At 75.1% G+C, this 23657-nt stretch carries 22 protein-coding genes; 16 read left to right on the top strand and 6 right to left on the bottom strand.

Annotated elements, in window-relative coordinates; all coding sequences use genetic code 11:
• The first annotated feature begins 28 nt into the window (after positions 1-28).
• The 4 genes from L6241_RS15090 to L6241_RS15105 all read left to right on the top strand — a co-directional run bounded on the left by L6241_RS15090 (position 29) and on the right by L6241_RS15105 (position 3581).
• Positions 29-979 carry a pseudouridine-5'-phosphate glycosidase gene (locus L6241_RS15090; RefSeq protein WP_368246927.1) on the top strand — a complete coding sequence of 317 codons (951 nt, stop codon included), beginning with the start codon at positions 29-31 and terminating at the stop codon, positions 977-979.
• A 5-nt stretch (positions 980-984) separates the two neighbouring features.
• Entirely contained in the window at positions 985-1854 is an 870-nt protein-coding gene (locus L6241_RS15095) for a carbohydrate kinase family protein (RefSeq protein WP_368246928.1), read from the top strand.
• A 191-nt stretch (positions 1855-2045) separates the two neighbouring features.
• On the top strand, positions 2046-2801 hold the full coding sequence (locus L6241_RS15100) for an SDR family oxidoreductase (protein WP_123092638.1): 756 nt from the start codon (positions 2046-2048) through the stop codon (positions 2799-2801).
• Positions 2802-2858: 57 nt separating this feature from the next.
• On the top strand, positions 2859-3581 hold the full coding sequence (locus tag L6241_RS15105; protein ID WP_368246929.1) for a VOC family protein: 723 nt from the start codon (positions 2859-2861) through the stop codon (positions 3579-3581).
• Positions 3582-3775: 194 nt separating this feature from the next.
• Here L6241_RS15105 and L6241_RS15110 read toward each other — a convergent pair whose 3' ends face one another.
• Entirely contained in the window at positions 3776-4363 is a 588-nt protein-coding gene (locus L6241_RS15110) for a TetR/AcrR family transcriptional regulator (RefSeq protein ID WP_068272405.1), read from the bottom strand.
• 82 nt (positions 4364-4445) lie between these two features.
• Here L6241_RS15110 and L6241_RS15115 point away from each other — a divergent pair, with 82 nt between their 5' ends.
• The 4 genes from L6241_RS15115 (at position 4446) to L6241_RS15130 (ending at position 9033) form a co-directional block, all read left to right on the top strand.
• The gene (locus L6241_RS15115; RefSeq protein ID WP_163562455.1) at positions 4446-4919 is read left to right on the top strand and encodes a MarR family winged helix-turn-helix transcriptional regulator; all 474 of its coding nucleotides are present in this window, start codon (positions 4446-4448) and stop codon (positions 4917-4919) included.
• Entirely contained in the window at positions 4916-6529 is a 1614-nt protein-coding gene (locus L6241_RS15120) for an MDR family MFS transporter (RefSeq protein ID WP_224766970.1), read from the top strand. Before L6241_RS15115 ends, L6241_RS15120 begins: the two co-directional genes overlap by 4 nt.
• Positions 6530-6672: 143 nt before the next feature.
• A complete protein-coding gene (locus L6241_RS15125; protein ID WP_251720858.1) occupies positions 6673-7680 on the top strand; it encodes a pirin family protein in 1008 nt (335 codons plus the stop codon).
• Positions 7681-7704: 24 nt separating this feature from the next.
• Positions 7705-9033, top strand: a complete 1329-nt coding sequence (locus tag L6241_RS15130) for a DUF4232 domain-containing protein (protein ID WP_368246931.1) — start codon at positions 7705-7707, stop codon at positions 9031-9033.
• A 118-nt stretch (positions 9034-9151) separates the two neighbouring features.
• Here L6241_RS15130 and L6241_RS15135 read toward each other — a convergent pair whose 3' ends face one another.
• The 4 genes from L6241_RS15135 to L6241_RS15150 form a co-directional block, all read right to left on the bottom strand.
• Positions 9152-11635, bottom strand: coding sequence for an FtsX-like permease family protein (locus L6241_RS15135; protein ID WP_368246933.1), 2484 nt, complete (start codon positions 11633-11635; stop codon positions 9152-9154).
• The gene (locus L6241_RS15140) at positions 11632-12429 is read right to left on the bottom strand and encodes an ABC transporter ATP-binding protein (RefSeq protein ID WP_368246934.1); all 798 of its coding nucleotides are present in this window, start codon (positions 12427-12429) and stop codon (positions 11632-11634) included. Before L6241_RS15140 ends, L6241_RS15135 begins: the two co-directional genes overlap by 4 nt.
• Positions 12430-12498: 69 nt before the next feature.
• Positions 12499-13227 (bottom strand): response regulator transcription factor, encoded by a 729-nt coding sequence (locus tag L6241_RS15145; RefSeq protein ID WP_308222106.1) that lies wholly within the window; start codon positions 13225-13227, stop codon positions 12499-12501.
• Positions 13224-14444 (bottom strand): sensor histidine kinase, encoded by a 1221-nt coding sequence (locus tag L6241_RS15150; RefSeq protein WP_368246935.1) that lies wholly within the window; start codon positions 14442-14444, stop codon positions 13224-13226. The genes L6241_RS15145 and L6241_RS15150 overlap by 4 nt, the downstream gene beginning before the upstream one ends.
• Positions 14445-14542: 98 nt before the next feature.
• Here L6241_RS15150 and L6241_RS15155 point away from each other — a divergent pair, with 98 nt between their 5' ends.
• The 4 genes from L6241_RS15155 to L6241_RS15170 are packed head-to-tail and all read left to right on the top strand — an operon-like array spanning position 14543 to position 18205.
• The gene (locus L6241_RS15155; protein WP_083968346.1) at positions 14543-15019 is read left to right on the top strand and encodes an anti-sigma regulatory factor; all 477 of its coding nucleotides are present in this window, start codon (positions 14543-14545) and stop codon (positions 15017-15019) included.
• A 30-nt stretch (positions 15020-15049) separates the two neighbouring features.
• The gene (locus L6241_RS15160) at positions 15050-15928 is read left to right on the top strand and encodes a DUF5926 family protein (RefSeq protein WP_251720853.1); all 879 of its coding nucleotides are present in this window, start codon (positions 15050-15052) and stop codon (positions 15926-15928) included.
• A gap of 2 nt (positions 15929-15930) precedes the next feature.
• Positions 15931-16632 (top strand): glycosyltransferase, encoded by a 702-nt coding sequence (locus L6241_RS15165; protein ID WP_123092629.1) that lies wholly within the window; start codon positions 15931-15933, stop codon positions 16630-16632.
• Positions 16622-18205 (top strand): hypothetical protein, encoded by a 1584-nt coding sequence (locus L6241_RS15170; RefSeq protein ID WP_368246936.1) that lies wholly within the window; start codon positions 16622-16624, stop codon positions 18203-18205. The genes L6241_RS15165 and L6241_RS15170 overlap by 11 nt, the downstream gene beginning before the upstream one ends.
• Here L6241_RS15170 and L6241_RS15175 read toward each other — a convergent pair.
• Positions 18126-20255, bottom strand: coding sequence for a hypothetical protein (locus tag L6241_RS15175; RefSeq protein WP_368246937.1), 2130 nt, complete (start codon positions 20253-20255; stop codon positions 18126-18128). The two genes, L6241_RS15170 and L6241_RS15175, sit on opposite strands and share 80 nt — an antisense overlap.
• Before the next feature lie 87 nt (positions 20256-20342).
• Here L6241_RS15175 and L6241_RS15180 point away from each other — a divergent pair, with 87 nt between their 5' ends.
• The 4 genes from L6241_RS15180 (at position 20343) to L6241_RS15195 (ending at position 23650) form a co-directional block, all read left to right on the top strand.
• Complete coding sequence (locus L6241_RS15180) at positions 20343-21638, top strand: glycosyltransferase 87 family protein (RefSeq protein WP_368246938.1); 1296 nt, start codon at positions 20343-20345, stop codon at positions 21636-21638.
• 10 nt (positions 21639-21648) lie between these two features.
• Positions 21649-22053: a DUF4446 family protein gene (locus tag L6241_RS15185; protein WP_368246939.1), complete on the top strand. Its 405-nt coding sequence runs from the start codon at positions 21649-21651 to the stop codon at positions 22051-22053.
• A 104-nt stretch (positions 22054-22157) separates the two neighbouring features.
• On the top strand, positions 22158-23084 hold the full coding sequence (gene pheA / locus L6241_RS15190; RefSeq protein ID WP_123092625.1) for a prephenate dehydratase: 927 nt from the start codon (positions 22158-22160) through the stop codon (positions 23082-23084).
• Positions 23081-23650, top strand: coding sequence for a DUF6518 family protein (locus tag L6241_RS15195; RefSeq protein WP_368246940.1), 570 nt, complete (start codon positions 23081-23083; stop codon positions 23648-23650). The genes pheA and L6241_RS15195 overlap by 4 nt, the downstream gene beginning before the upstream one ends.
• Positions 23651-23657: the final 7 nt, after the last annotated feature.

Genomic DNA, 23657 nt, shown 5'->3' on the forward strand with positions numbered 1-23657 from the left:
CCGACGACCCCCGGATAGCCTGTGCCGCGTGAGCGACTCGACCCCCACCTCGACCCTGCCCGACCCCACCGCCGTCGCGGTCTCGAGCGAGGTGCGCGAGGCCGTCGCCGCCGGCCGCCCGGTCCTCGCGATGGAGTCGACGATCTTCACCCACGGGCTGCCGCGCCCGCGCAACCTCGAGGTCGCGCTCGCGGCCGAGGAGCAGGTGCGGGCGGCCGGCGTCGTGCCCGCGACGATCGGCGTCGTCGACGGCGTCCCGACGATCGGCATGAGCACCGCGCAGGTCGAGCGGCTCGCCGGCGAGGACGTCATCAAGGCCTCGGTGCGCGAGCTGCCGATCGCCCGTGCCACCGGTGCGAGCGCCGGCACGACCATCGCGGCGACCGCCTTCCTCGCGCACGCCGCGGGCATCGAGGTCTTCTCCACCGGGGGGCTCGGCGGCGTCCACCACGGGGCGAGCACGACCTTCGACGAGTCCGCCGACCTCGTGACCCTCTCGCAGGTGCCCGTCGTCCTCGTCTCCTCGGGTGCGAAGGCGATCCTCGACATCCCCGCGACGCTCGAGCGCTTCGAGACCCTGTCGGTGCCGGTCGTCGGCTACCGCACCCTGCGCTACCCCGGCTTCTACGTGCACGACTCCGGCTACCCGCTGGCCCAGCAGGTCGACAGCCCCGAGCAGGTCGCGGCCCTCTACCGCGCCTCGCGCGGCCTGGGGCTGCCCGCCTCGGTCCTCGTCGGCAACCCCATCCCCGAGGGCGACAGCCTCGACCCGGTGGCCCTCGACGAGGTCATCGAGCGCGCCTGGGCGGCAGCCGACGAGCAGGGCGTGCGCGGCCAGGCGACGACGCCCTTCCTCCTCGACTTCATCCAGCGCGCGACGAAGGGGGAGTCCCTCGACGCCAACGTCGCGCTCTACCGCAACAACGTCGCGCTCGGCTGCGAGGTCGCCACGGCGCTCGCGGTCGGCGCGAGCGGCTGAGCCGCGTGCTCGCGGTCGCGGGCGACCTCGTCCAGGACGTCGTCGTCCTCACCCACGAGCCGCTGCGGCGGGGGAGCGACGTCGCCGCGCAGGTGAGCACGCAGCGGGGTGGGTCGGCGGCCAACGTCGCGGCCTTCGCCGCGGCGAGCGGCACCCCGACCCGCTTCGTCGGGTGCGTCGGCGACGACGTCGCCGGGCGGGCCCTCATCGCCGAGCTCGCCGGCCACGGGGTGGACGTCCGGGTCCAGGAGCGCGGCACGACCGGCGTCATCGTCGTCGTCGTCGAGCAGGACGGCGAGCGCACGATGTACCCGAGCCGTGGGGCCAGCGCCCTCGTCGAGACCGTCCAGCCCGGGTGGCTCGACGGCGTCGAGGTCCTGCACCTGCCGCTGTACGGCTTCGACGGCGGGAGCACGCCCGACGCGCTCGCCGCGGCCGCGGACACGGTGCGCTCCGCCGGCGGACGGGTCTGCGTCGACCTCTCCTCGACCCTGCTCGTCGACCGCCACGGCGCGGGCTGGGTGCGCGAGGTCCTCGCCCGGGTCGCCCCGACGTGGGTGAGCGCGAACGCCGACGAGGTCCACGCCCTCGGCCTCGACGACCCGGCCTGGCTCGACGCCCACCCCAGTGCCGTCGTCCTCGCCCGGGCCGGTGCCGACCCGACGCGCGTGCTGCGTGCCGGCGCGGACGCGCTCGTCGTGCCCGTCGCCCCCGTCGACGGGGTCGTCGACACGACGGGCGCGGGCGACGCCTTCGCCGCGGGCTTCCTCGGGGCGACGCTCGCCGGGAGCGAGCTCGTCGCCGCCGTCGAGGCCGGGCACGCCCTGGCTCGCCGGGTCGTCACCGCCGCCGGCGCGGTCCTCCCTCCGGCCTGAGGGTCCCCCCCTTCGCCTCGTGACGCGCGGGTACGACGACCGCGGCCGCCCACGAGCTCGGTCGTACCCCAGTCCTGCGGGAGGTGCGGACCGTGCTCGTCCCGTGACGGTCGTCCTACCGTTGGGTCACCCGCCGCGACCTCCTCCTAGGGTGGGCCCGACCCGCCGCCCGCTGACCCGCAGGAGACCCCATGCCCACCACCCTCATCACCGGCGCGAGCTCCGGCCTCGGTGCCGAGATGGCCCGTCAGATGGCGGCGCTCGGCCACGACCTCGCCCTCACCGCCCGCCGCACCGACCGGCTCGACGCGCTGCAGGCCGAGATCACCGCGGCGCACCCGGGTCGCCGGGTCGAGACCTACCCGCTCGACGTCACCGACGACGAGGCGGTGCTCGCGGTGACCCGGCGGGTGCAGGAGGACTTCGGCACGATCGAGCGCTACGTGGTCAACGCCGGGCTCGGCAAGGGCGCGCCGGTCGGCAAGGGCAGCCACTACGCCAACCGCGAGACGCTGACGACGAACGTCCTCGGCGCCTTCGCGCAGGCCGAGGCCGCGATGCAGGTCTTCCGCGAACAGAAGAGCGGGCACCTCGTCATCATCAGCTCGGTGACCTCGGTGCGCGGCTTCCCGTCGTCGATGACCGCGTACGCGGCGAGCAAGGCGGCCGTCGCGAGCCTCGGCGAGGGCATCCGCAGCGAGATGCTCGGCAAGCCCGACCTCGACATCGACGTCTCCGTCATCTGCCCGGGCTACATCCGCTCGGAGATGAACGAGAAGGTCGAGCAGAAGGTGCGCTTCATGGTCGACACCGAGACCGGCGTGCGCTCGATGGTCGCGGCGATCGAGGCGCGTCGGGCGAAGGCCTTCGTCCCCGCCCGCCCGTGGGCCGCGCTCGCCAAGGTCATGCAGGTCGCTCCGCTGCCGGTGGTCCGCAAGCTCATGTGACCGGGGACCCTCGACGCCGTCGTGCGTCGCGGGTCCCCCACCTGCCAGGCTGCGCCCATGAGCGACACGCAGCGCGCGCAGGAGGTCGTCGGGATCAGCGGGGTGAGCATCGCCTCGGAGGACGTCGACGCCACCCGCGAGGCGTGGTGCCGCTTCGCGGGGATCGGGCACTCGCCCGCGCTCGTCGTCGGCGGTGTCGCCGTGGGCGTCGGCCCGACCGTCGGGGGGCCCGAAGGGCTCGCCGCCGTCACCCTCGCCGCCACGGACGTCAGCGAGACGCTCACCCTCATCGGTCGCCGCGGCCTGCCCGTCGACGGGGGCGTCGTCGACGTCGCCGGCACGTCGTGGCGCGTGGCGGGCACGACCGGTCAGGTCGACCTCGACCCCCGCGGCGGGATCGAAGGGGTCGACCACGTCGTCGTCAGCAGCACCGACCCCGACCGGGCTGCGGCGTTGTACGGCGCGCGGCTCGGGCTCGAGCTGCGCCTGGACCGCACGATGCCCGAGCACCGCATGCGCGGCCTGTTCTTCCGCGCGGGCGACTCGGTCGTCGAGGTCGTCACGCGTCTGGACGGCGAGGGCGACGGGGGCGAAGGGGGAGCCGACCGCCTCTCCGGGATCGCCTGGCGCACCCCCGACGTCGCCGCGGTCCGCGAGCGGCTGCTCGGTGCCGAGGTCGACGTCTCCGAGGTCCGTCCTGGTCGCAAGCAGGGCACCCTCGTCGCCACCGTCCGCGACCCCGACCTGCGCGTCCCCACCCTCATCGTCGGCCCCGCGTAGGGGTCAGCTGCTGGTCGAGGGTACGACGGAGGAGCCTCGAGACCACGCGCCGCCGGTCTCCGCCTGTCGGGTGAGCGCGAATCGCCGCTACCTCATGGGTGTAGCGGCGATTCGCGCTCACCCGCCGGGGTGGCGGTCTCGAGGCTCAGGCCTGGGCGGCCTTCGCTCCTCGACCACCGGCAGGCCGGAGCCCGCTACAACCCGCTGATCTCGAAGCACTCGCGCACGAGGGGCTCGATCTCGCCCTCGAAGCCGCGCTGGCCGTAGGTCCAGATGGCGGCGCGGACAGCGCCGAGGGCGGTGAAGACGGCGACGGCGGGGGCGATGTCGTCGGCCGGGTCCACCCCTTCGCGCGCGTAGGCCGCGTCCGCGAGCGCCCGGGCGGTCTGCGCACCCGCGCCGAGCACCGCGACGGAGATCGAGGGCGACTCGCGCGCGACGACGGCCCGCATCCGCCACATCTGCGGCTCGCGGGTCGCGGTCGCCATCCGCTCGACGAGCACCGCTCGAAGGCTGTCGCGCAACGGCTCGTCCTGGGGTCGCTCCCGCAGGGCCTGCGCCAGTGCTGCCGGCAGGTCGGGATCCACGCCCGAGAGGGCGTCGTCCTTCGTCGCGAAGTAGTTGAAGAAGGTCCGGGGCGACACGCCCGCCCGCTCGGCGACCCGCTCGACGGTCGCCGCGGCCACCCCTTCGTCATGGGCGATCTCCAGGGCGGCGCGGTGCAACGCGGCCCGGGTCACCCGCTTGCGCTCGGCCCGGCGTCCACGCTCTGGCTCGCTCATGGCGGCCATTGTGCTGGAGACGACTGAGGGAGGGGGAGCCGCCTACTTTGCAGTGACTGCAAGTTTGTCATATGCTTGCTGCATGCAAGGAACCTCGCAGGGTGCTCTCCATGACGCACTGACCCGCGCGTTCCGCCAGCTCACCGCCACCTTCACCACCCGGTCCGAGGTCGACCCGCAGGCCCTGCGGCGCCCCGACTATGCCCTCCTCGCCGCCGTCGAGCGGCACGGCTCGGTCCGGCCCAGCGATCTCGCCGCCGCCGACGGGCACGACCTGTCGACGGTCAGCCGGCGGGTCGCCTCGCTCGAAGGACGCGGCTGGGTGGTGCGAGAGCGCGACCCCGACGACGGCCGGGCCTGCCGCGTCGCCCTCACCGACGAGGGCACGACCCGGCTGACGACCGAGCGCGCGGCGCGCGCCGCGATCGTCACCGAGGTCCTCGTCTCCTGGAGCGAGGACGACGTGCGGACCCTGACCGACCTGCTCGAGCGGATGAGCGACGACGTGGCCGCCTCCCGCCCCCTGACCACCCATCTCGAAAGGAGCTCCGCGTGAGCGCGAGCGTCACCACCCCGGCCGTGGGCACCACGACGGCCACCAGCGACCCGGCGTCCGCCGGCGCCGCTCCCTACCGGCTGAGCCCCGAGCACCGACGCGTCTTCGTCGGCCTCATGCTCGGCATGCTCGTCGCCTCCGTCAGCCAGACGATCGTCGGCCCCGCGATGCCGCGCATCGTCGCCGAGCTCGGCGGCATCGACCACTACAGCTGGGTCGCGACCGCGGCCATGCTCGTCTCCGCGTGCACGGTCCCCGTCGTCGGCAAGCTCTCCGACATCTTCGGGCGCCGCGGCTTCTACCTCGCCGGCATCATCGTCTTCATCGTCGGCTCGCTCATCTGCGGCTTCTCCCAGAACTTCTGGATGCTCGTCGCCGGTCGCGCCGTCCAGGGCCTCGGCATGGGCACGCTCATGCCGCTGTCTCAGACGATCATCGGCGACATCATCCCGCCGCGTCAGCGCGGCAAGTACCAGGGCCTCATGGGTGCCGTCTTCGGCGTCACCTCGGTCGCCGGCCCGCTCGCGGGCGGTGTCATCACCGACCACCTCGGCTGGCGCTACCTCTTCTTCGTCGCCGTGCCGATCGGCCTCGTCGCCTTCGTCGTCATCGGCCGCTTCCTCCACCTCGAGCACACCGCTCGCGAGGTGACCATCGACTACGCCGGCATCGCGACCCTCACCGTCGCGCTCACCTCGCTGCTCCTCGCCACCTCCCTCGGCGGCACGAGCTGGGCCTGGGGCTCGGCGGAGTCCATCGGTCTCTACGCCGTCGGCGTCGTCGCCCTGCTCTCCTTCATCGCCATCGAGCGCCGCGCGGTCGAGCCGGTCATCCCCCTTCGCCTCTTCTCGAGCAAGGTCTTCTCGATGGCCAACATCGCGGCCTTCGGGGTCTCGATGGTGATGTTCGGCGCGATCATCTACATCCCGGTCTTCGCCCAGGGCGTCATCGGCGTCGACGCGACGAACTCCGGTCTCATCCTCATGCCGCTCATGGTCGGCTTCATCGGGCTCGGCATCATCACCGGCCAGCTCATCACCCGCACGGGGCGCTACCTGCCCTTCATGATCACCGGCGTGCTCGTCATGGCGCTCGGCATCTTCCTGCTCACCCGGCTCGACCACACCGCGACCCAGACCCAGCTCACCGTCGCGATGACGGTCCTCGGCCTCGGGCTCGGCATGGCGATGCAGCAGTACGCCCTCGTCGTGCAGAACGACGTCCCGCGCCGCGACCTCGGCGTCGCGACGGCGACCGTGCAGTTCTTCCGCAACGTCGGCTCGACCGTCGGCATCGCGGTCTTCGGCACGATCATGACGAGCGGCCTCGCCGACCGGATCGCCGGCCACCTCCCGGCGGGCGCCCAGCAGCAGATGGGCGACGGCGGGGTCTCGATCGGCTCGGTCCTCGACCCCTCGGCGCTGTCGAAGCTGCCCCCGGTCGTCGCCGACGCGGTCCGCCAGGGCCTGGCCGAGAGCCTGCACAACGTCTTCCTCATCGGTCTGCCGATCCTCGCCGTCGTGCTCGTCGCGACCGCGCTCATCCCGGCCAAGCCCCTGCGCGAGACGCTCGACCACCCCTCCGAGGCGGTCTCCGACCGCGCGGAGTGACCGATCCGCGTCACCCGGTGCCGTCATCCCTTCGCGAAGGGGTGGCGGCACCGTCGCATGCGGCGACCGCTCGGCGCGGAATAGTTGAACGATAAATCGTTGTTGTAGGATCGTCAGCGACCACCCGTCACCAGGAGAGCGCCATGCCAGCCATCACCGTCGACGACATCTTCACCCTGCCCCGCGTGACGCAGCCCGCGCCCGACGCGGTGGTCCGCCCGGTCCACACCGTCTCGACCGCCCCGAAGGGGTTCGAGGGCGAGGGCTTCCCGGTCCGTCGTGCCTTCGCCGGTGTGCCCATGGAGCGGCTCGACCCCTTCATCCACATGGACCAGATGGGTGAGGTCGAGTACGCGCCGCTCGAGCCGCGCGGCACGAGCTGGCACCCGCACCGGGGCTTCGAGACCGTCACCTACATCATCGACGGCTCCTTCGACCACGAGGACACCCACGGCGGCGGCGGCACGATCACCGACGGCGACACGCAGTGGATGACCGCCGGCTCGGGGCTGCTGCACATCGAGGCACCGCCGGAGCAGCTCGTCATGAGCGGCGGGCTCTTCCACGGCATCCAGCTGTGGGTCAACCTGCCCGGCGCGATGAAGATGTCCGACCCGCGTTACCAGGACATCCGCTCCGGCGAGGTCGGCCTGCTCTCGAGCCAGGACGGCGGGGCGCTGCTGCGCGTCATCGCCGGTGACGTCGACGGGCACTCCGGCCCGGGCATCACGCACACCCCGATCTCGCTCGTCCACGCCACCGTGGCGCCGGGCGCGCGGGTTCAGCTGCCGTGGCAGCGCGACTTCAACGCGCTCGTCTACGTGCTCTCGGGCCGTGGTGTCGTCGGCGAGGAGCGCCGGCCGGTCCGCGAGGGCCAGCTCGCGGTCTTCGGCGCGGGCGACGTCATCGAGGTCGCGGCCGACGACCGGCAGGACTCGCGCACCCCGCAGCTCGAGGTGCTCGTGCTCGGCGGTCGCCCGATCCGGGAGCCCGTCGCGGCCTACGGCCCCTTCGTCATGAACACCAAGGACGAGCTCGTCACCGCCTTCGAGGACTTCCAGGCGGGGCGGCTCGGCGTGCTGCCGAAGTCCCCGCGGGTGCGCCCGGCGCTCGAGGTCGTCGCCGACCAGCCGGGTCACCACGTGCTCTGAGCCTGCCCGTGGCAGAGTCGCAGCGTGCGACTGACCCTGCTCGACCGACGCCGCACGGTGCGTGTCGTCCTCGGGCTGTGCCTGCTCGCGCTCTTCGTCCTCGGGGCCCTCGGCCAGCGGATCATGCCGGCGTGGGGGAGCAGCTGCCCCGACGGCGGTGAGTGCGACCCGGCGGCGCTGCGCTCGCTCGTCGTCAGCGCCTGGGCCCTGCACGCGCTGAGCGTCGTCGGGCTCGTGGCGGGGATGCTCGCCGTCGGGCGGACCCGCCCCGAGAGCCCGCACGGCGACGGCATCCCCGACGAGCACGCGGCCCCGCCGTGGCGGCACGCGCTGCTCGCGGCGGGCTTCGTCGGTGTGACCAACGCGATCACCGCCGCGGCCCTTGGCGTCGCCGTGATCTTCGGCGGTCTCATGGTCGGGGCGGTCGTCGCCGCGTGGTGGGTCGGGCTCACCGTCTTCCTCGACGCGCTCGACCGCCTCGCCCGGCCCCAGTCCGAGCGTCGCGGCTCGTGGTGGCGCGCCCTCGCCGTCTCGACCCTCACCGTCGCGATGCTCTGGGTCGTGCCGGTGCTCGTCGTCGGGGTCGAGGGCAAGGGGTGGAGCGAGGCCTTCCTGCTCGCCGACCTCCTCGTCGCCGGGGTCACCGGTGTCGCGACCCTCGGCACCCGCCTGGTGCCTGGTGGGCGCCGTGAGGACGAGCACCCCCACCGGGGTCGTCTGCTCTCGGCCACGCTCGCCGGCAGCCTGCTCCTGCCGCTCGGCATGGCGCTCTACGTCGACCTCGGCGGGTCGACGTGGCACCGGGCCGGTGAGATCGTCGGCGACCTGCTCAACCCCTACCCCGCCTCGGTCGTCGCGGCCGACGACGGGGAGGCCACCCCGTCGCCGCCGCGGACGACGTCGCCGTGCACCGTCGCCGACCTCACCGTGACCGCCGTGCCGGGCGAGCCCACCCTCGGGGGCCGCTCGGCGGTGCTGCGGGCGAGCAGCATCTCCGACGCGCCGTGCGTGCTCGGCGGCTACCCCGACCTGCGGCTCGCCGACGACGGCCCGATCCCGCTGTGGACGATACCCGCCGACTACACGGTCACGGGGGAGCCTGCCGAGGTCGAGGCGATCACCCTCGCGCCCGGCGAGAGCGCCTCGGTCACCGTGTGGTGGCGGGCCCGGCCGCCCGGTGACGTCGAGGACGGGGCCCGCGTGCTCCGGGTCGACCTCGGCGACGACGCGTTGGTCCGCGGGGTGCAGACCGTCGAGGTCGACGGCCCGCCCGGCCTCACCGAGGGTCTGGCCGCCGGCTCCCGCGTGCGCATCGAGCCGTGGTCGACCGGCGACCGGCTCCCGCTGCCCTGAGCCGACGACCGGCCGGCGGGGAGCCCGCCGGCCGGCCCGGCAGGGTCGGCCCCGCCGGACGGCTCGACAGGGTCAGCCCCGCCGGCCGGCTCGACGCGAGCTGGCTGGCGCGCCAGCCCTACTCCGTCGCGAGCGCCTGGGCCGGCGACACGCGAGCGGCCCGACGGGCCGGCAGCACCGAGGCGACGAGCGCGGCGGCGACGGCCGCCGCGGCGACCCCGCCGAGCAGGCCCCACGGGACGACGACCCGCAGGTCGGTGAGCTGGCCGACGACCGAGCCCGCCCCGGCGACGCCGTAGCCGATGCCCAGGACCGTGCCGAGCACGATGCCGACGAGGGCGAGGAGGACCGCCTCGAGGGCGAGCATCGCCCGCAGCTGGCCCCGGGTCGTCCCGAGCGCCCGGAGCAGCGCCGACTCGCGCGTGCGCTCGAGGACAGACAGCGACAGCGTGTTGGCGATGCCCACGAGCGCGATGAGCACCGACACGGCGAGCAGCGAGAGGACGACGGCGAGCACGACGTCGAGGACGCGGTCCATCTCCTCGCGCTGGATCGCCGACCCGCCGACCTCGACCCCGCGGTCGACGGTGACGGCCTGCAGGCCCTCGACGGTGCGCTGGGCGTCCTCCTCGGAGAGCTCGAGGAGCAGGGCGTGCGGGGCGGCCTCGGCGTCGACCCGCCGGAGGTCGGCTGCGGTGAGGGCCCACGGCCAGCCGAGCGAGTGGCGCACCTGGACAGCGGTGGTGAGCTGCCCGTCCGGACCGCGAAGGGTGACCCGGTCGTCGTCGACGAGCCGCATGCCCCGGGCGGTCTCCTCCGACACCTGGACGACCCCGTCGCGCAGCCCGGCGAAGGCTGCGGGGTCGCGCACGACGGCCGTCGCGTCGTCGTCGACGCCCGCGACGACCTGGTCGCGGCGAGCCCTCCCGTCGACGACGACGTCGAGCTCGGAGCCCGGCACGCTCGCGACGGTGGTCACGCCGTCGACCTGGGCGACCCGCTCGCGCACCCCGGCGGGCACCGCGCCGTCCGGCGCGGTGACGACTGCGTCGACGGAGTACTGCTCGTCGAGGGCGGCGGAGACGCTGGCCTGCGCGGTCCGCGCGCCGACCGCGGTCGTCGTCACGAGGGTGACGCCGACGAGAAGCGCCGCTGTCGTCGCGGCCGCCCGGCGCGGGTTGGCCACGGCGTTGCCGGCGGCCAGGCGGCCGGGGGCCCCGAGCAGGCGGGCCGGCACGGCCCCGACGACCCGGGCCACCGCCGGCACGAGCAGGCTGCCGGCGAGCAGGACGCCGACGAAGGAGAGCATCCCGCCCGCGAGTCCCGCCGGCAGCGCGCCCGCGGCCCCGCCGACGACGAGCAGGGCACCGCCGACGACGACGAGGGCGACGCCGATGCCGCAGCGCACGAGCCCTCGACGGCTGCGGGCGGCGACGGCGGGCACCGGGCGCAGAGCCTCGAGCGGGGCGACCGCGCTCGCGGCGACGACCGGGCGGACCGCCGCGGCGAGCACGACGAGCACACCGGTGACGAAGGGGACGACCACGGCCGTCGGTGCGACGGAGAAGGTGAGCGCCGGCACCGAGTCGGGCAGCAGCGACGCGGCGGCGACGAGCCCCCGGCACGCGGCGATGCCCAGAGCCGTCCCGACGGCCGAGAAGACGACACCCGTGACGAGCGCCTCGAGCAGCGCGCCCCGCACGACCTGGCCGCGAGACCCGCCGACCGCCCGCAGCAGCGCCGTCTCACGGGTGCGCCGCGCCATGAGGATGGTGAAGGTGTTGCCGATGACGAGCGCGCTCACGAAGAGCGCGACGAGAGCGAAGCCCATGAGCAGGGCGGCGAAGACGTCGGTGCCCCCGGTCAGCCGGGACGCGACCTCGTCGGCGTGCTCGGTGCCGGTGCGCACCTCGGCGCCTGCGGGGCCGCCGACCGCCTCGCGGACTCGGTCGGTCAGCTGGGTGTCGCTCACCCCCTTCGCCGCCTGCGCGACGACCTCGGTGTAGCCGCCGGCCCCGGTCCACCGGGTGACGGCGTCGTGGGTGCCGAAGACGGCGGGGGTGCCGCCCGCCCACCGCGGGTCGCGGCCGGCGTCGACGACACCGACGACGCGGGCGCTCGCCGGGCGTTGCGCGTCGGGCGGCGTCAGGCGGATCGTGTCGCCGACGTCGAGACCTCGAGCGGTGGCGACCGAGCGCGAGAGGGCGATCTCCGAGGTGCCTCGCGGGAGTCGTCCCCGCTCGACCCGCGCCTGGCTGTCGGAGGTCGGCGCGGTGCTGACGACGAGGTAGGAGCTCGCGCTCCCGCCCGCGAGCCGGGCGTACGCCGTGAGCTCGCCGGTGGCGCGCTCGACGCCCTCGGTGCCGCGGACCTCGTCGAGGACGGACGCGTCGAGGCCGTCGGCCTCGTCGGTCGACACGACCGTGTCGACCTGGGTGTAGTAGCCGGCGACGAGGCTGCGCACGGAGGCGCCCATCGTCTGGCCGAGCGCGAGGCTGGTGGCGACGAAGGCGATGCCGAGGACGACGGCGACACCGGGGGCGACGAGCCGGCGGCTCTGGGTGCGCAGCGAGGCGAGGGTCAGCTCGAGCACCGCGATCACGCCCCGAGCTGCCGCATGGCGGCGATGACGGAGTCCTCGGTGGGGGCGTCGACGTCGTCGACGAGCCGCCCGTCGGCCAGCAGCACGACCCGGTCGGCGTAGGCGGCGGCTCTCGGGTCGTGGGTGACCATGACGACGCTCTGGCCGAGCTCGCGCACCGAGGTGCGCAGGAAGGCGAGCAGCTCGGCCGAGGAGGCGGAGTCGAGGGCGCCCGTCGGCTCGTCCGCGAAGAGCACGTCGGGCCGGGTGACGAGCGCGCGCGCCGTGGCGACCCGCTGCTGCTGCCCGCCCGAGAGCTCGGCCGGCCGGTGGTGCAGCCGGTCGGTGATGCCCAGCACGGCCGTCACGTGGTCGAACCACGCCTCGTCGACGCGGGTGCCGGCGAGGCTGAGCGGCAGCAGGACGTTCTGCCGCGCGGTGAGCATCGGCAGGAGGTTGAAGGACTGGAAGACGAAGCCGATCCGCTCGCGGCGCAGGATCGTCAGCGCACGGTCGCCCAGGCTCGTCGTCTCGGTGCCGCCGATGACGACCTGGCCGCTCGTCGGGCGCTCGAGCCCGGCGAGGCAGTGCATGAGCGTCGACTTGCCCGACCCTGACGGGCCCATGATCGCCGTGAAGCGACCGGCCTCGAGGTCGACGTCGACACCGTCGAGCGCGGTGACGGCGGAGGGGCCGCTGCCGAAGACCTTCGTCAGGGAGCGGGCCTGCGCGGCCGGCTGCCCGGAGCTCGGGTGGAGCTGCGCGGCGGGCGGCGCGAAGGGGTGACGGTCGGTGGGGAGGGGTGCTGAGGTCATGCCTCGAAGACTTCCGTCGCGGCCCCCCTCGCGTCGTCGGCCCGCAGGCCGACCCGACCGGCCGGACGGCTACGACCCTGGTCGTACCGCGACGAGGCCGGTGTCGTACGCGAGGAGCACCATCTGCACCCGGTCGCGCAGCGCGAGCTTGTGCAGGATGCGCCCGATGTGGGTCTTGACCGTCGCCTCGGCGACGTACAGCTCCGCGCTGATCTCGGCGTTGCTGCGCCCCTCGGCCACCGCCCGCATCACCTCGACCTCGCGCGGGGTGAGGGCGGCCAGACGGGGGTGGTCTGCCCCGACGGGCTCGTCCGGCTGCGCGGGCGAGGGCGCGACCCCCTGCCCGGCCCCGTCGCGGGTGAGGTGCTCGACGAGCCGCCGGGTCGTGCTCGGCGCGATGACCGCGTCGCCGCCGTGGACCGCGTGGATCGCGGCGAGCAGGTCGGCGGGCCCCGCGTCCTTGAGCAGGAAGCCCGAGGCCCCGGCGCGCAGAGCGGCGTAGGCGTACTCGTCGAGGTCGAAGGTCGTGAGCACGACGACCTTCGGCCCGTCGGGGTCGCGGCGCAGCAGCTCCTCGGTCGCGGCGACGCCGTCCATGCGCGGCATGCGGATGTCCATGAGGACGACGTCTGCGCTCACCGCCCCGAGGACCTCGAGGGCGTGCTGGCCGTCCTCGGCCTCGCCCACGACGACCATGTCGGGCTGGGCGTCGAGCACCATCCGGAAGCCGGCTCGCACGAGCGCCTGGTCGTCGACGAGGACGACGCGGATGGGGTGGTGGTCGGTGCGTGAGCTCACGGCTGGTCCTCTCGGGTCGGTCCCGGGTCCTCGGGCAGGTGGGCGGTGACGAGGTAGCCGCCGCCGGCGCGCGGGCCCGCGGTGAGGTGCCCGCCGAGGGCGCTCGCCCGCTCGCGCATGCCGACGACGCCGTACCCCTGGCCGTCGTCCGTGGCCGCCGCGCCGCGCCCGTCGTCCTCGACGGTGACGCACAGGCCGTCGTCACGGCCCACCCGCACGCTCGCCGTCGCGCCGGGGCCGGCGTGCTTGATGACGTTGGTCAGGGCCTCCTGGACGATCCGCAGCGCCGCGAGCCCGACGTCCCGGCTCGCCCCGTCGAGGTCGTCGCTCACGAGCTCGACGGGCAGGCCGGAGGAGCGGACGCGGTGCACGAGGGCCGGCAGGTCGGCGACCGACTCGGTCGGCGCGTAGCCGTCGAGCTCGTCGGCGCGCAGCACCCCGACGAGCCGCCGGGTCTCGGCGAGGGCCTCACGAGCGGTGGCCGCGATGGTCTTGAGGGTCCGGGCGGCCTGCTCGCGGTCCCAGTGCGCCGAGCCCGTCGCGGCGTAGGCGCCGCCGTCGGCCTGGACGACGACGACGGCGAGCGAGTGGGCGACGACGTCGTGCATCTCGCGGGCGATCCGCGTGCGCTCGTCCTGCGCGGCAATCCGCAGCCGCTGGTCGCGGTCGCGACGCAGGGCGAGGTTCTGCTCACGCAGTCGCTGGAGCAGCTCGCGCCGGCGCCGGGTGAGGTCGCCCCACGCCCAGCACAGGGATGCGACGGCGCTGAAGAAGATCGCGTTGATGACCTGGGGCACCGCCGACAGCTCGGGGTCCCACCAGTCGGCGACCCCGAGACCGCCGGAGAGCACGCTGACGACGAGCACGGCGAGACGTGCGGGGCGGCTGCCGGACCAGGCCGCCACGGCGTACGCGGCGAAGGGGGCGGCGACGTTGCTCGGCAGCGGCCCGTCGGTGAGCGGCAGCTGGGCCAGGTGGGCGAGCACGACGACCGCGGCCGCGACCTCCGGGCGGGTGCGGCGCCACCACAGGGGCACGACCTGGAGCAGGGTGACGACGAGGACGAGCCCGGCCGGCACGCCCGGTCCGTCGACCTCGGGACCGACGGCGGCGAGCGTCGCCGGCAGCACGCCGAGCAGGAGCAGCGGGCCGACGACGAGGGCGTCGACGACACGGGGGTGGCGGGCCAGCGGGCCGCCGAGAGCGGGGGTGTCCATCGCGGCGAGCCTAGGCACACCTCGCGCCCTGCGCGTCAGACCACGGTCTGACCAGCGCATACGATGGCCCGGCACCCGCCGCGACGACAGGAGACACCGTGAGCGAGCCCGCACAGGACGACGCCCGAGAGCTGCTCAACGAGTTCGGCGCGCAGCCCGGCGACGGCCACGCCCGCACGATCCGCGCCCAGTGGGACCGCGACATCCTGCCCCCGATCCGGGCGGCCCTCATGGAGGACCTCCAGGCGCGTGGGATGTCCGAGGAGATCATCGACGAGGCCGAGATCGTCGTCACCGAGCTCGTCACCAACGCCCTGCGCCACGGCAGCCCGCTGCCCGACCGCTGCGTGCGCGTGCACTGGAAGGTGCGCGGCGAGGTGTGCGAGGTCGAGGTGAGCGACGGCGGCGGTCACACCGCGCCCAAGCCCGTCCCCCCGGCCCTGTGGGCGACCTCGGGACGCGGCCTGCGCATCGTGCGCAGCCTCGCCCACGAGTGGGGCGTCTCCGAGGACGAGAAGCGGATCACCGTGTGGGCATCGCTCGGCGGGCCCTCGCGCCGTCGGGTCGGGAGCTGACCCACCGCGCCCTGACCTAGGCTGCACGCCATGGGCAAGGCATCACGACGCAAGAAGACCGACGGCGGCCGGGTCAAGGTCGCCCCCGCCCCGTACGTGGCTCGACCCTTCGCGGGTCTGCCGGGCGAGACCGACTGGGTGGCGGCTCACGAGATCGTCCCCGCCGCGACGGCGACGCTGACGTTGCGCGCGGACGCCGTGCCCGAGGGTGCGCCGACGACGGCGACCCTCGCCTCGGTCCTGCCCCTCGCATGGTCGGGCCTGCACCGCGCCGACGGCACCGTGCTCGTCGCCAGCCAGTCCGGCTCGAGCAGCGGCGACGCCAGCCGCGACCTCGCCGCCGCCCTGCTCGCCACCCTCGCAGCCGAGCCCGGCAGCCCGGTGCCGCGCGCCGAGCGCGCGACCGAGGCGACCCCGCGCCTGCAGGACCTGCTCGACCTCGACGCCCCCTTCGCGCTCGAGGTCCACGAGGGCTTCGACTTCTGGGTCGGCGAGGGCGAGCTCGACCAGGAGGGCCAGGAGTCCCTCGACCGGGCCAACGAGAGCGTCGTCCCGACCGTCGCGATGAGCTCGGCCCCCTCCGCCTACTGGTGCCGCATCGGCGAGCGGACCTACGTGCGCTGGGTCCTGGGCGACGACGAGGACGCGGCGACCGACGCCCTCGCCCGTCTGTCCGCGGCCGGCCGCTCCGAGCTCGGCGAGGGCAACAAGCTGCTCGGCGCCTTCCGTGCCGGCGGGCTCCTCGTGCCGGTGTGGGAGGTCCCCGCCGACTCCGAGCCCGCGACGCACGAGGACGCTCTCGCCGCGATGCGCGAGCGCTACGAGGCCGCCCTGCGCGACGAGCCGCTGAGCGCCGACGAGCGCCGCGCCCGCTCCGGGCTGCTGTCGCGCCAGGTCACGCTGCGCTGATCATGAGCGCGCTGGCGGCGGTCGTCCCGGCCAAGGACGAGGCGGAGCGCATCGGCGCCACCGTCGCCGCGCTGCGCGCGCTGCCCGAGGTCGAGCTCGTCGTCGTCGTCGACGACGGCTCGAGCGACGACACCGCGGCCGCCGCCGCCGACGCCGGTGCGCTCGTCGTGCGCCACCCGACCAACCTCGGCAAGGCCGCCGCGATGACGACCGGCGCTGCCCGGGTCGCCGAGGAGGAGACACGTCGGGGTGGCCCGCCCTGGGTGCTGCTCTTCGCCGACGCCGACCTCGAGGGGTCGGCCGCGCACCTCGGCCCGCTCGCCGAGCCGGTCCTCGCCGGGGTCGCCGACCTCGCCGTCGCCAACATCCCGCGGGCCGCGAGCTCTCAGGGCGGGGGACGGGTCGTGCGCCTGGCCCGCGGGCAGATCGAGACGATGACCGGACGGCGGGTCGAGCAGCCGCTCAACGGCATGCGCGTGATGACGCGTGAGGCCTTCGGCTGGGCGAGCCCCCTCGCCGCCGGGTGGGGCGTCGAGGCCGCGATGCTCGTCGACGTCCTTCGCGCCGGGGGCCGGGTCGTCGAGGTGCCCGTGCCGCTCACCCACCGGGCGACCGGGACCGACCTCGCCGGTCAGGTGCACCGCGCCCGTCAGATGCGCGACGTCTCGCGAGCCCTGCTCGAGCGGCGCTTCCGTGGCGGCTGACGCACCCGACGCGCTGCCGACCGGTCCTCACCGAGCCGGGCGCGACCCCCTTCGCCTCGGTCTGCTCGCCGGCTCGCTCCTGTGCCTGCTCCTCGTCGGCCTCGCCCACCCCTCGGTCGCCGCCCCGCCGCTCGGCCCGGCGGGCTGGGTGCCGCACCTGCCCGACCTGCCGCTGGGTGGGTGGGTCGTCGTCGCGCTGCAGGTCGCGGGCTACGCGCTCGGCGCGGCCGCGCTGCTGCGTGGCCTGCGGGTCCCCTCCCGGCTCGACATCCCCTGGGCCGCCTGGGCGCTCGTCGGCGGCCTCGTCCTGCTCACCGTGCCCTACGGCACCGCCGACCACACGAACTACGCCGCCTACGGGCACATCCTCGTCGAGGGGGGCGACCCGTGGGTGACGACTCCGCAGGACTTCGGGCCGGACCGGATCACCTCGGCCGTGCAGCCGCCGTGGGAGGACACCCCGAGCGTCTACGGGCCGGTCGCGACCGGGCTCATGGGGCTGTCGGCCCTCGTCGGCGGTGAGCTGCCCCGCCAGGTCGTCTGGGTCTGGCAGGTCCTCGTCGTCGCCGCCTGGCTGCTCGGCCGCGTGCTGCTCCTGCGGCTCACCGGCGACCGCGAGAGCGTCGACACGTGGTGGACCGGCAACGTCCTCGTCCTCGGTGCGGGCGTGCTCGGCGCGCACGTCGACCTCCTCGCGACGACCGCGCTCGTCGGGGCGCTGCTCGTGACCCGGGTGCGCGGGGTGCCCGGTGCCCTCCTCGCGGGGGCGCTCGCCGGCGTCGCGGCCTCGACGAAGATCACCGCCGGCGTCGTCGTGGTCGTCCTCGCCTGGCTCTACCTCCGCCGAGATATGGAGATCGGTCCTCAGGAGGACGTCCAGAGAGCGGATCCCCATACCTCGGCGAAGGGGTTGAGGTCCTCGGCGAAGGGGGTGAGGGCCGTGGCGAAGGGGGTGAGGGCCGTGACGAAGGGGGCGGCGGCGCGGGTCGTCGCGGTGATTCTCGCCGGCCTGGCGGTCGCCGTGCCCCTCCACCTGTGGGCGGGGCCCAACGTCTTCGGGCAGCTGCTCACCGCGAGCGACGGGGTGAGCTACGCGAGCCCGTGGCGCGCCGTCTACACGGTCCTCGACCTCGGTGTCGCCGAGCCGAGCGCGCGGGCGTGGGTCGCGCGGGCGTCGGCCGTGCTGTGCGTCGTGCTCGCCGCCGTCCTGTGGCGCCGGCTGCCCGGCACGGACAGCGGGCCCCAGCGGCTCCTCCTCGTGCTCGTCACGGCCTACGCGCTCGGCGCGGCCTACGTGCTGCCCTGGTACGCCCTGCCGATGTGGGCGGCCCTCGCGTGGTGGGTCGCCGACGGCGGGCGGGCCCCGCGGCTGCTCACGGCCCTCGTCGTGCAGGGCGCGGTCGTCGCGATCGGCTACGTGCCGGGGCGGGTGCGCATCCCCGAGGACATGGCGACCGTGACACTCGCGTGGCGGATGGTCGTCGTGCCGCTCGTCACGGCGATCGTGTGGCTGCTCGTCCTGCGGCCGGGCCGGCGGCCAGGGCGAGGACGACGAGGCTCGGCACGAGGATGATCGAGGCGACGGCCGGGATCCCCGTGCCCGAGTCGTTGAGCAGGAAGCCGGCGGTGAGCGCGACGACGAGCGCGACGAGGCCCGGGCGCAGGGCCGGGTGCTCCTCGAGCGGGCCGGCGAGCGGACGCGCGAGACGGCTGCCGGGACGGGTGAGCGCCCAGATGACGAGGACGAGGCCGACCGGCACGAGCAGGGCCGCGCGCTCGGGACCGAGGAGCATCTCGAGATTCATCACGAGCTTGCGCTCGACGACCTCCCACGCGTCGCCGGTGAGCACGCGCCCGAAGAAGCGTCCGAGGTGGCTGCGCTCGTCCTCGGGCCGCAGGTAGTCCAGCCCCGCGACGGCGAGGAAGCCGCCGACCGTCACGACACCGATGAGCAGCAGGCGCAGCAGCGTCACCCGCGCGCCGGAGACGGCGAGGACGAGGTAGCCGACAGCGGGCACGACCGCGAGGGTGCCGCCGCCGTCGGCCCCGACGAAGGGGGCGGCCACGAGGACGAGCAGGACGAGCCCGAGCACGGCGGCCAGGGCCGTCGCGGCCCGGCGTCGGCCGGCGCGCAGGAGCGGGTCGAGCAGCGCGGTCACCGCGAGCAGGGCGCCCGTGACGAAGAGGGCGAAGGGGACGTTGCCGAAGCCGTAGAAGCGGCCGCCGTCCCAGGGGTGGAGGCCGAGGACGCCGAGGAGGATCGACGCGCCGTCGCGCAGCAGGAGGTCGGCGGTGAGCAGGAGCGCGGTGACGCCGCCGACGACGCCGACGGCGGTGAGGCCACGGCGGGTGCTGCCGGCCGTGACCGCGAGGGCCAGGGCGGTGAGCAGGCCGGCGCCCAGCGCCGTCCAGCCGGCGAGGGCGAGGACGGGGTGGTCGCCCGACCACCACGGGGCGAGCGTCGCCGCGTAGGTCGCGGCCGGCACGCTCGCGAGGACGAGAGCGGCGGTGCGCAGGACGTGCACGAGCGGGCGGCGGGCCGGGCGGCGACGCAGCAGCGCCCAGGCCAGGGCGCCGAGGACGCTCGCCACGACGACGACGGCGGCCAGGCCGCGGAAGAAGGGCGGGATGCTCGCGTCGGCCACCTCGAGCTGGCCGGCGACGTCGGCCTGGTCCGCGAGGCGCTCGGCGGCACCACCGCGGTCGTCGCGGACGAGGGAGAGGGGGCGACCTGCGAGCGGGGCGACGGGCTCGGCGCCGACGCGCTCGAGGAGGTCGGCGGTGAGGTCGGGCAGCTGGACGACGCCGGTGCGCCGGGTGGTGGGCGAGCTGAGCGCGCCGGGCTCGACGCCCGCCGCGCTGCGGGGGTCGCCGCCGCCGGAGTAGACGAGGGCCCGCAGCGCGGGCCCGGTGCCCGAGTCGCCGAGACCGGCGACGACGACGAGGGTCTCCTCGGGCAGGCCCGAGACCGCCTCCTGCACCGCCGTGTCGACGTCGCGCACCTGGGCCTGCCGCGACGCGTCGCGCTCGCCGTCGACCTGGCCGACGTCGACGAGACGCACCGCGCACCCGCCGGAGCCGTCACCGACCTCGCCGCGGCCGTCCGCCGCGGCGATGCTCGCGCCCGCCCCGCCGGAGGCCTCCACGCACGTGCCCGCGGCGCGCAGCGAGTCCGCGAGGACGCCGAGGGTGGCGTCGGTCTTGCGCTCGCGGACGAGGTCGACGGCGTCGCCCCAGCCCTCGACCGCGCCCGTGCCGGTCAGCCCCACCTCGGGGCAGACGGGCGCGGCCTCCGGGTCGGTGAGGTCCGGGCTGCCCGGGCGGGGGAAGGCCACCCGGCCGCCGGCGCCGAGGCTGAGCCAGCCGTCGACGCCGCACGTCTGCAGGTACCCGCCACGCACGACGAGGTCGGCGGTGGCCCCCTTCGTCGCGAGCGACCACAGGGTCGGCGTCTCCTGCGGCGAGAGGTCGCGCAGGCTCAGCCCCGGGGCGCCGAGGACGACGACCGCCGGCTGGTTCGGGTCGGGGGCCGTGAGCGCCGTGGTACCCGTCGCCGATGCCGCCGGGACCGCGCCGAGGACAGCGGCGCACGCAGCGACGAGGGCGAGGAGGAGTCGGGTCACCGGGCCATTGTGGCGGGCCGAGCCTGGACGTCCTCTGAGGCCACGGGCGGCAGGAGAGCACCCACCCACGTCTGCGACCATGACCCGGTGACCCGACGGACCCCGACGACGACCCACTGGGTGCTCGCGGCTCTCGTCTTCGTCGCGCTCGCCGCCTGGCCGATCACGAAGTTCATGTTCCTCTTCCCGCAGGACCAATGGCAGGTCGACATCCAGGTCTACCGCGAGGCGGGCATCTCCGTGCTCCAGGGCCGGCCGATCTACGAGCAGATGACCGACCCGCCGCAGCTGCTGCCCTTCACCTACCCGCCGGTCGCGGCGCTGCTCTCGGTACCGCTGGCCTTCGTCCCCTTCGCCGTCGCCGCCTGGTCGTGGACGATCCTGCAGCTCGCCGCCGACCTCGCCATCGCGTGGGTCGCCTGGTACCACCTGCGCGACCGGGCCGGGGCGTGGGCGCCGGTGCTCGTCGCCGCGGTGGCCGGGGCCTTCTTGTGGACCCAGCCGGTCGGCGACGGCATCCGCTTCGCGCAGATCAACGCCTTCCTCGTCCTCGCGATCCTGCTCGACCTCAAGCGGCCCAGGACGCGCCTGCTGCGCACGGTCCCGCCCGGGGTGCTCGTCGGGCTCGCCATGGCGATCAAGCTGACCCCCGGCGTCTTCGTCATCCACTACCTCGTGTGCCGCCGCTGGCGCGAGGCCGCGACCGCGATCATCACCGCGACGCTCGTCTCCGTCGGCGCGTGGATGATCCTGCCGCCGGCCTCCTTCGCCTTCTGGGGCGGGGCGCTGTCCGACCCCACGCGGCTCGGCCCCAACGACGGCTCGGCCAACCAGGCCTTCCGGGCGCTGCTGCTGCGCCGCGGCCTCGACGGCAGCGAGCTGCTCCTCGCCTGGGCGCCCTACCTGCTCGTCGTCGGCGTCGTCGTCTTCTGGCTCGGCCGTCGCGCCTACCAGCAGGGCGACTGGCTCATGGAGGCCGCGGTCATCGGGCTCGCGGGCTTCCTGCTGTCGCCGGTCTCGTGGGTGCACCACCTGCACTGGCTCATGGTGATCGTGCCGGCCATCCTCGGTGCCGCGGCCTGGCGCGACCGCCCGCGCGTCGTCGCGGCCGTGATCCCCTTCGCGTGGTTCGTGTGCACGATGCCCTTCTGGGGCGTGCTGTGGAAGCGGGAGGGGCGCGAGCCGGCCGTCGTCGGCGACGTCCTCGTCGAGGGCAACGTCATCGGCTCGCTCGTGATCCTCGGGCTGCTCGCGTGGGCGATCCACCGCACCAAGGCCCTCGAGCCCCGCTCGCAGTCCACGAGGCCCGGTCGTCGCGGGCCCGCGACGAGCGGTGCTCGCAGACCACGAGCGGGCGTCGGCGCGGACCGGGCCGAGGGCTAGGGTCGCAGCCGTGCTCCTCTCCGTCGTCGCGCTCGTCGTCGCGGTCCTCGCCGTGCTGCTCGCGCTCGGCCTGGCCCGTCAGCTCGGTGTCCTGCGCCGACGCCTCGTCGAGGTCGAGCGGAGCTCCCCGATCGGCGACGCCGACGCCCGTCGTCTGCGGGCCGAGGTCGACGCCGCGCTGAGCCGGGTCGCGGTCGTGCGCTACGACGCCTTCGGCGACATGGGCGGGCGGCTCTCCTTCTCCGCCGCGCTCCTCGACGGGCAGGGCGACGGCCTCGTCCTCACCTCGATCCACGGCCGCGGCGAGTCGCGGACCTACGCGAAGGGGGTCGCCGGCGGCGAGTCCGAGACGACCCTCACCCCCGAGGAGCGCCAGGCCGTCGCCGCTGCGCGGGCCGGGTCGCCGACCGCCTGAGCGGCGCCGTCGTCCACCGTCGTGCCGAGGAGCGGGACCGCGTGGCCGCCGCCGGCGCCTCTGGGCGAGACTGGCGCTGACCGGCAGGACCGCTAGGAGGACACGTGACGCGCTTCGGCTACCTCGGGCCCGAGGGCACCTTCACCCAGATGGCGCTGCTGTCGTGGCGACCCGCGACGAGCGCCGAGCACGTCCCCTTCGGGTCCGTCGACGCCGCCCTCACCGCGGTGCGCGAGCGCGAGATCGACGCGGCCGTCGTGCCCATCGAGAACTCCGTCGAAGGGGGGGTGAGCGCCACCCTCGACGCCCTCGCCTCGGGTGCGCCGCTGAGCGTCACCGGCGAGGTCCTCGTGCCGATCACCTTCGTCATCGCCGCCCGTGAGGGCGTCGAGCTCGCCGACGTGCGCGCCATCGGCACCCACTCGCACGCGTGGGCGCAGGTGCGCGGCTGGGCCCAGCAGCACGCCCCCGAGGCGGGCTACGTCGCGACCCTGTCGACCGCGTCGGCCGCCGCCGACCTCGCGGCGGGGGGCGCCCCCTTCGACGCCGCCGTCTGCGCGCCGGTCGCCGCGCACAACCACGGCCTGCAGGTGCTCGCCCACGACATCGGCGACCTGTCCTCGGCGGTGACGCGTTTCGTCGTCGTCTCGCGTCCCGAGTGGCTGCCGACGCCGACCGGCTTCGACAAGACGACGGTCGTGCTCTACCAGCGCAGCGACCGCGCGGGTGGTCTGCTCGAGCTGCTCGAGCAGCTCGCCGCCCGCGGGATCAACATGACCCGGCTCGAGTCGCGCCCGACGAAGGAGTCGATGGGGTCGTACTGCTTCTCCATCGACCTCGAGGGGCACGTCGCGGACGCTCGTGTCGGCGAGGCGCTCATGAGCCTGCACCGCGTGTGCGCCGAGGTCCGCTTCGTCGGCTCCTACCCGGCGGCGAACGGCCAGGCGGTCTCCGTCGACCCGCTGACCTCCGACACCGCCTTCGCCGAGGCGTCGAGCTGGCTGGAGTCGCTGCGCCACCCCGGGCGGTGAGACGGGCCTGGGCGCTCGTCGCCCTCGTCGGGGCAGGGCTCGCGGTGCTCACGCTGCTCGCGGCGGCGGCCGCCGACCAGCTCGACGGGCACCCCGCCGCCCGGGTGGTCCTCGTGCTCGCCAACGCCGGGTCGGTGTGGGCCGGCCAGGCGGTGCTCGCCGGCTGGCTCGTGCGGCGCGCACCCGCCGCTGCGCTCGCGGGACCGGTCGTCGGGCTGCTCTCGCTGGTGACCTACTACGTGCTCGGGGCGCTCACGGGGCTCACCCCCTGGTCCGGCCTGGCCGACAACCTCGGGTGGTTCGTCGCCGCGGCGGTCGCCGGGGTGCCGCTCGGGCTCGTCGGCGCGCTCGCCCGTCGCCGTGACGGCCTCGGTGTGCTCGCCCGGCTCGTCGTGCCCGCCGGCGCGGTCCTCGAGCCGCTCGTACGGGGATGGCTCGACGGCGGGGTCGGCGGCGGCGGGGCGCTCGGGGGTGGGGTCCTCGGCGTGGCAGGCCTGGTGCTGATCGTCGCCGGTCTCGCCGGCGGCGCCCTCGTGGTTCGAAGAAGGATCGTCACCTCGAGGTGACGATCCT

It is taken from the genome of Janibacter sp. Y6 (assembly GCF_040900765.1).
Classification (GTDB): Bacteria; Actinomycetota; Actinomycetes; order Actinomycetales; family Dermatophilaceae; genus Marihabitans; species Marihabitans melonis.

Excerpts from the sequence above, each read along its gene's own strand:
- L6241_RS15165 (WP_123092629.1), top strand. The coding sequence starts at position 15,931 with ATGAGCGCGCTGGCGGCGGTCGTCCCGGCCAAGGACGAGGCGGAGCGC.
- L6241_RS15115 (WP_163562455.1), top strand. The coding sequence starts at position 4,446 with ATGCAAGGAACCTCGCAGGGTGCTCTCCATGACGCACTGACCCGCGCG.
- L6241_RS15125 (WP_251720858.1), top strand. The coding sequence starts at position 6,673 with ATGCCAGCCATCACCGTCGACGACATCTTCACCCTGCCCCGCGTGACG.
- L6241_RS15150 (WP_368246935.1), bottom strand. The coding sequence starts at position 14,444 with ATGGACACCCCCGCTCTCGGCGGCCCGCTGGCCCGCCACCCCCGTGTC.
- L6241_RS15110 (WP_068272405.1), bottom strand. The coding sequence starts at position 4,363 with ATGAGCGAGCCAGAGCGTGGACGCCGGGCCGAGCGCAAGCGGGTGACC.
- L6241_RS15140 (WP_368246934.1), bottom strand. The coding sequence starts at position 12,429 with ATGACCTCAGCACCCCTCCCCACCGACCGTCACCCCTTCGCGCCGCCC.
- L6241_RS15100 (WP_123092638.1), top strand. The coding sequence starts at position 2,046 with ATGCCCACCACCCTCATCACCGGCGCGAGCTCCGGCCTCGGTGCCGAG.
- L6241_RS15105 (WP_368246929.1), top strand. The coding sequence starts at position 2,859 with ATGAGCGACACGCAGCGCGCGCAGGAGGTCGTCGGGATCAGCGGGGTG.
- L6241_RS15160 (WP_251720853.1), top strand. The coding sequence starts at position 15,050 with ATGGGCAAGGCATCACGACGCAAGAAGACCGACGGCGGCCGGGTCAAG.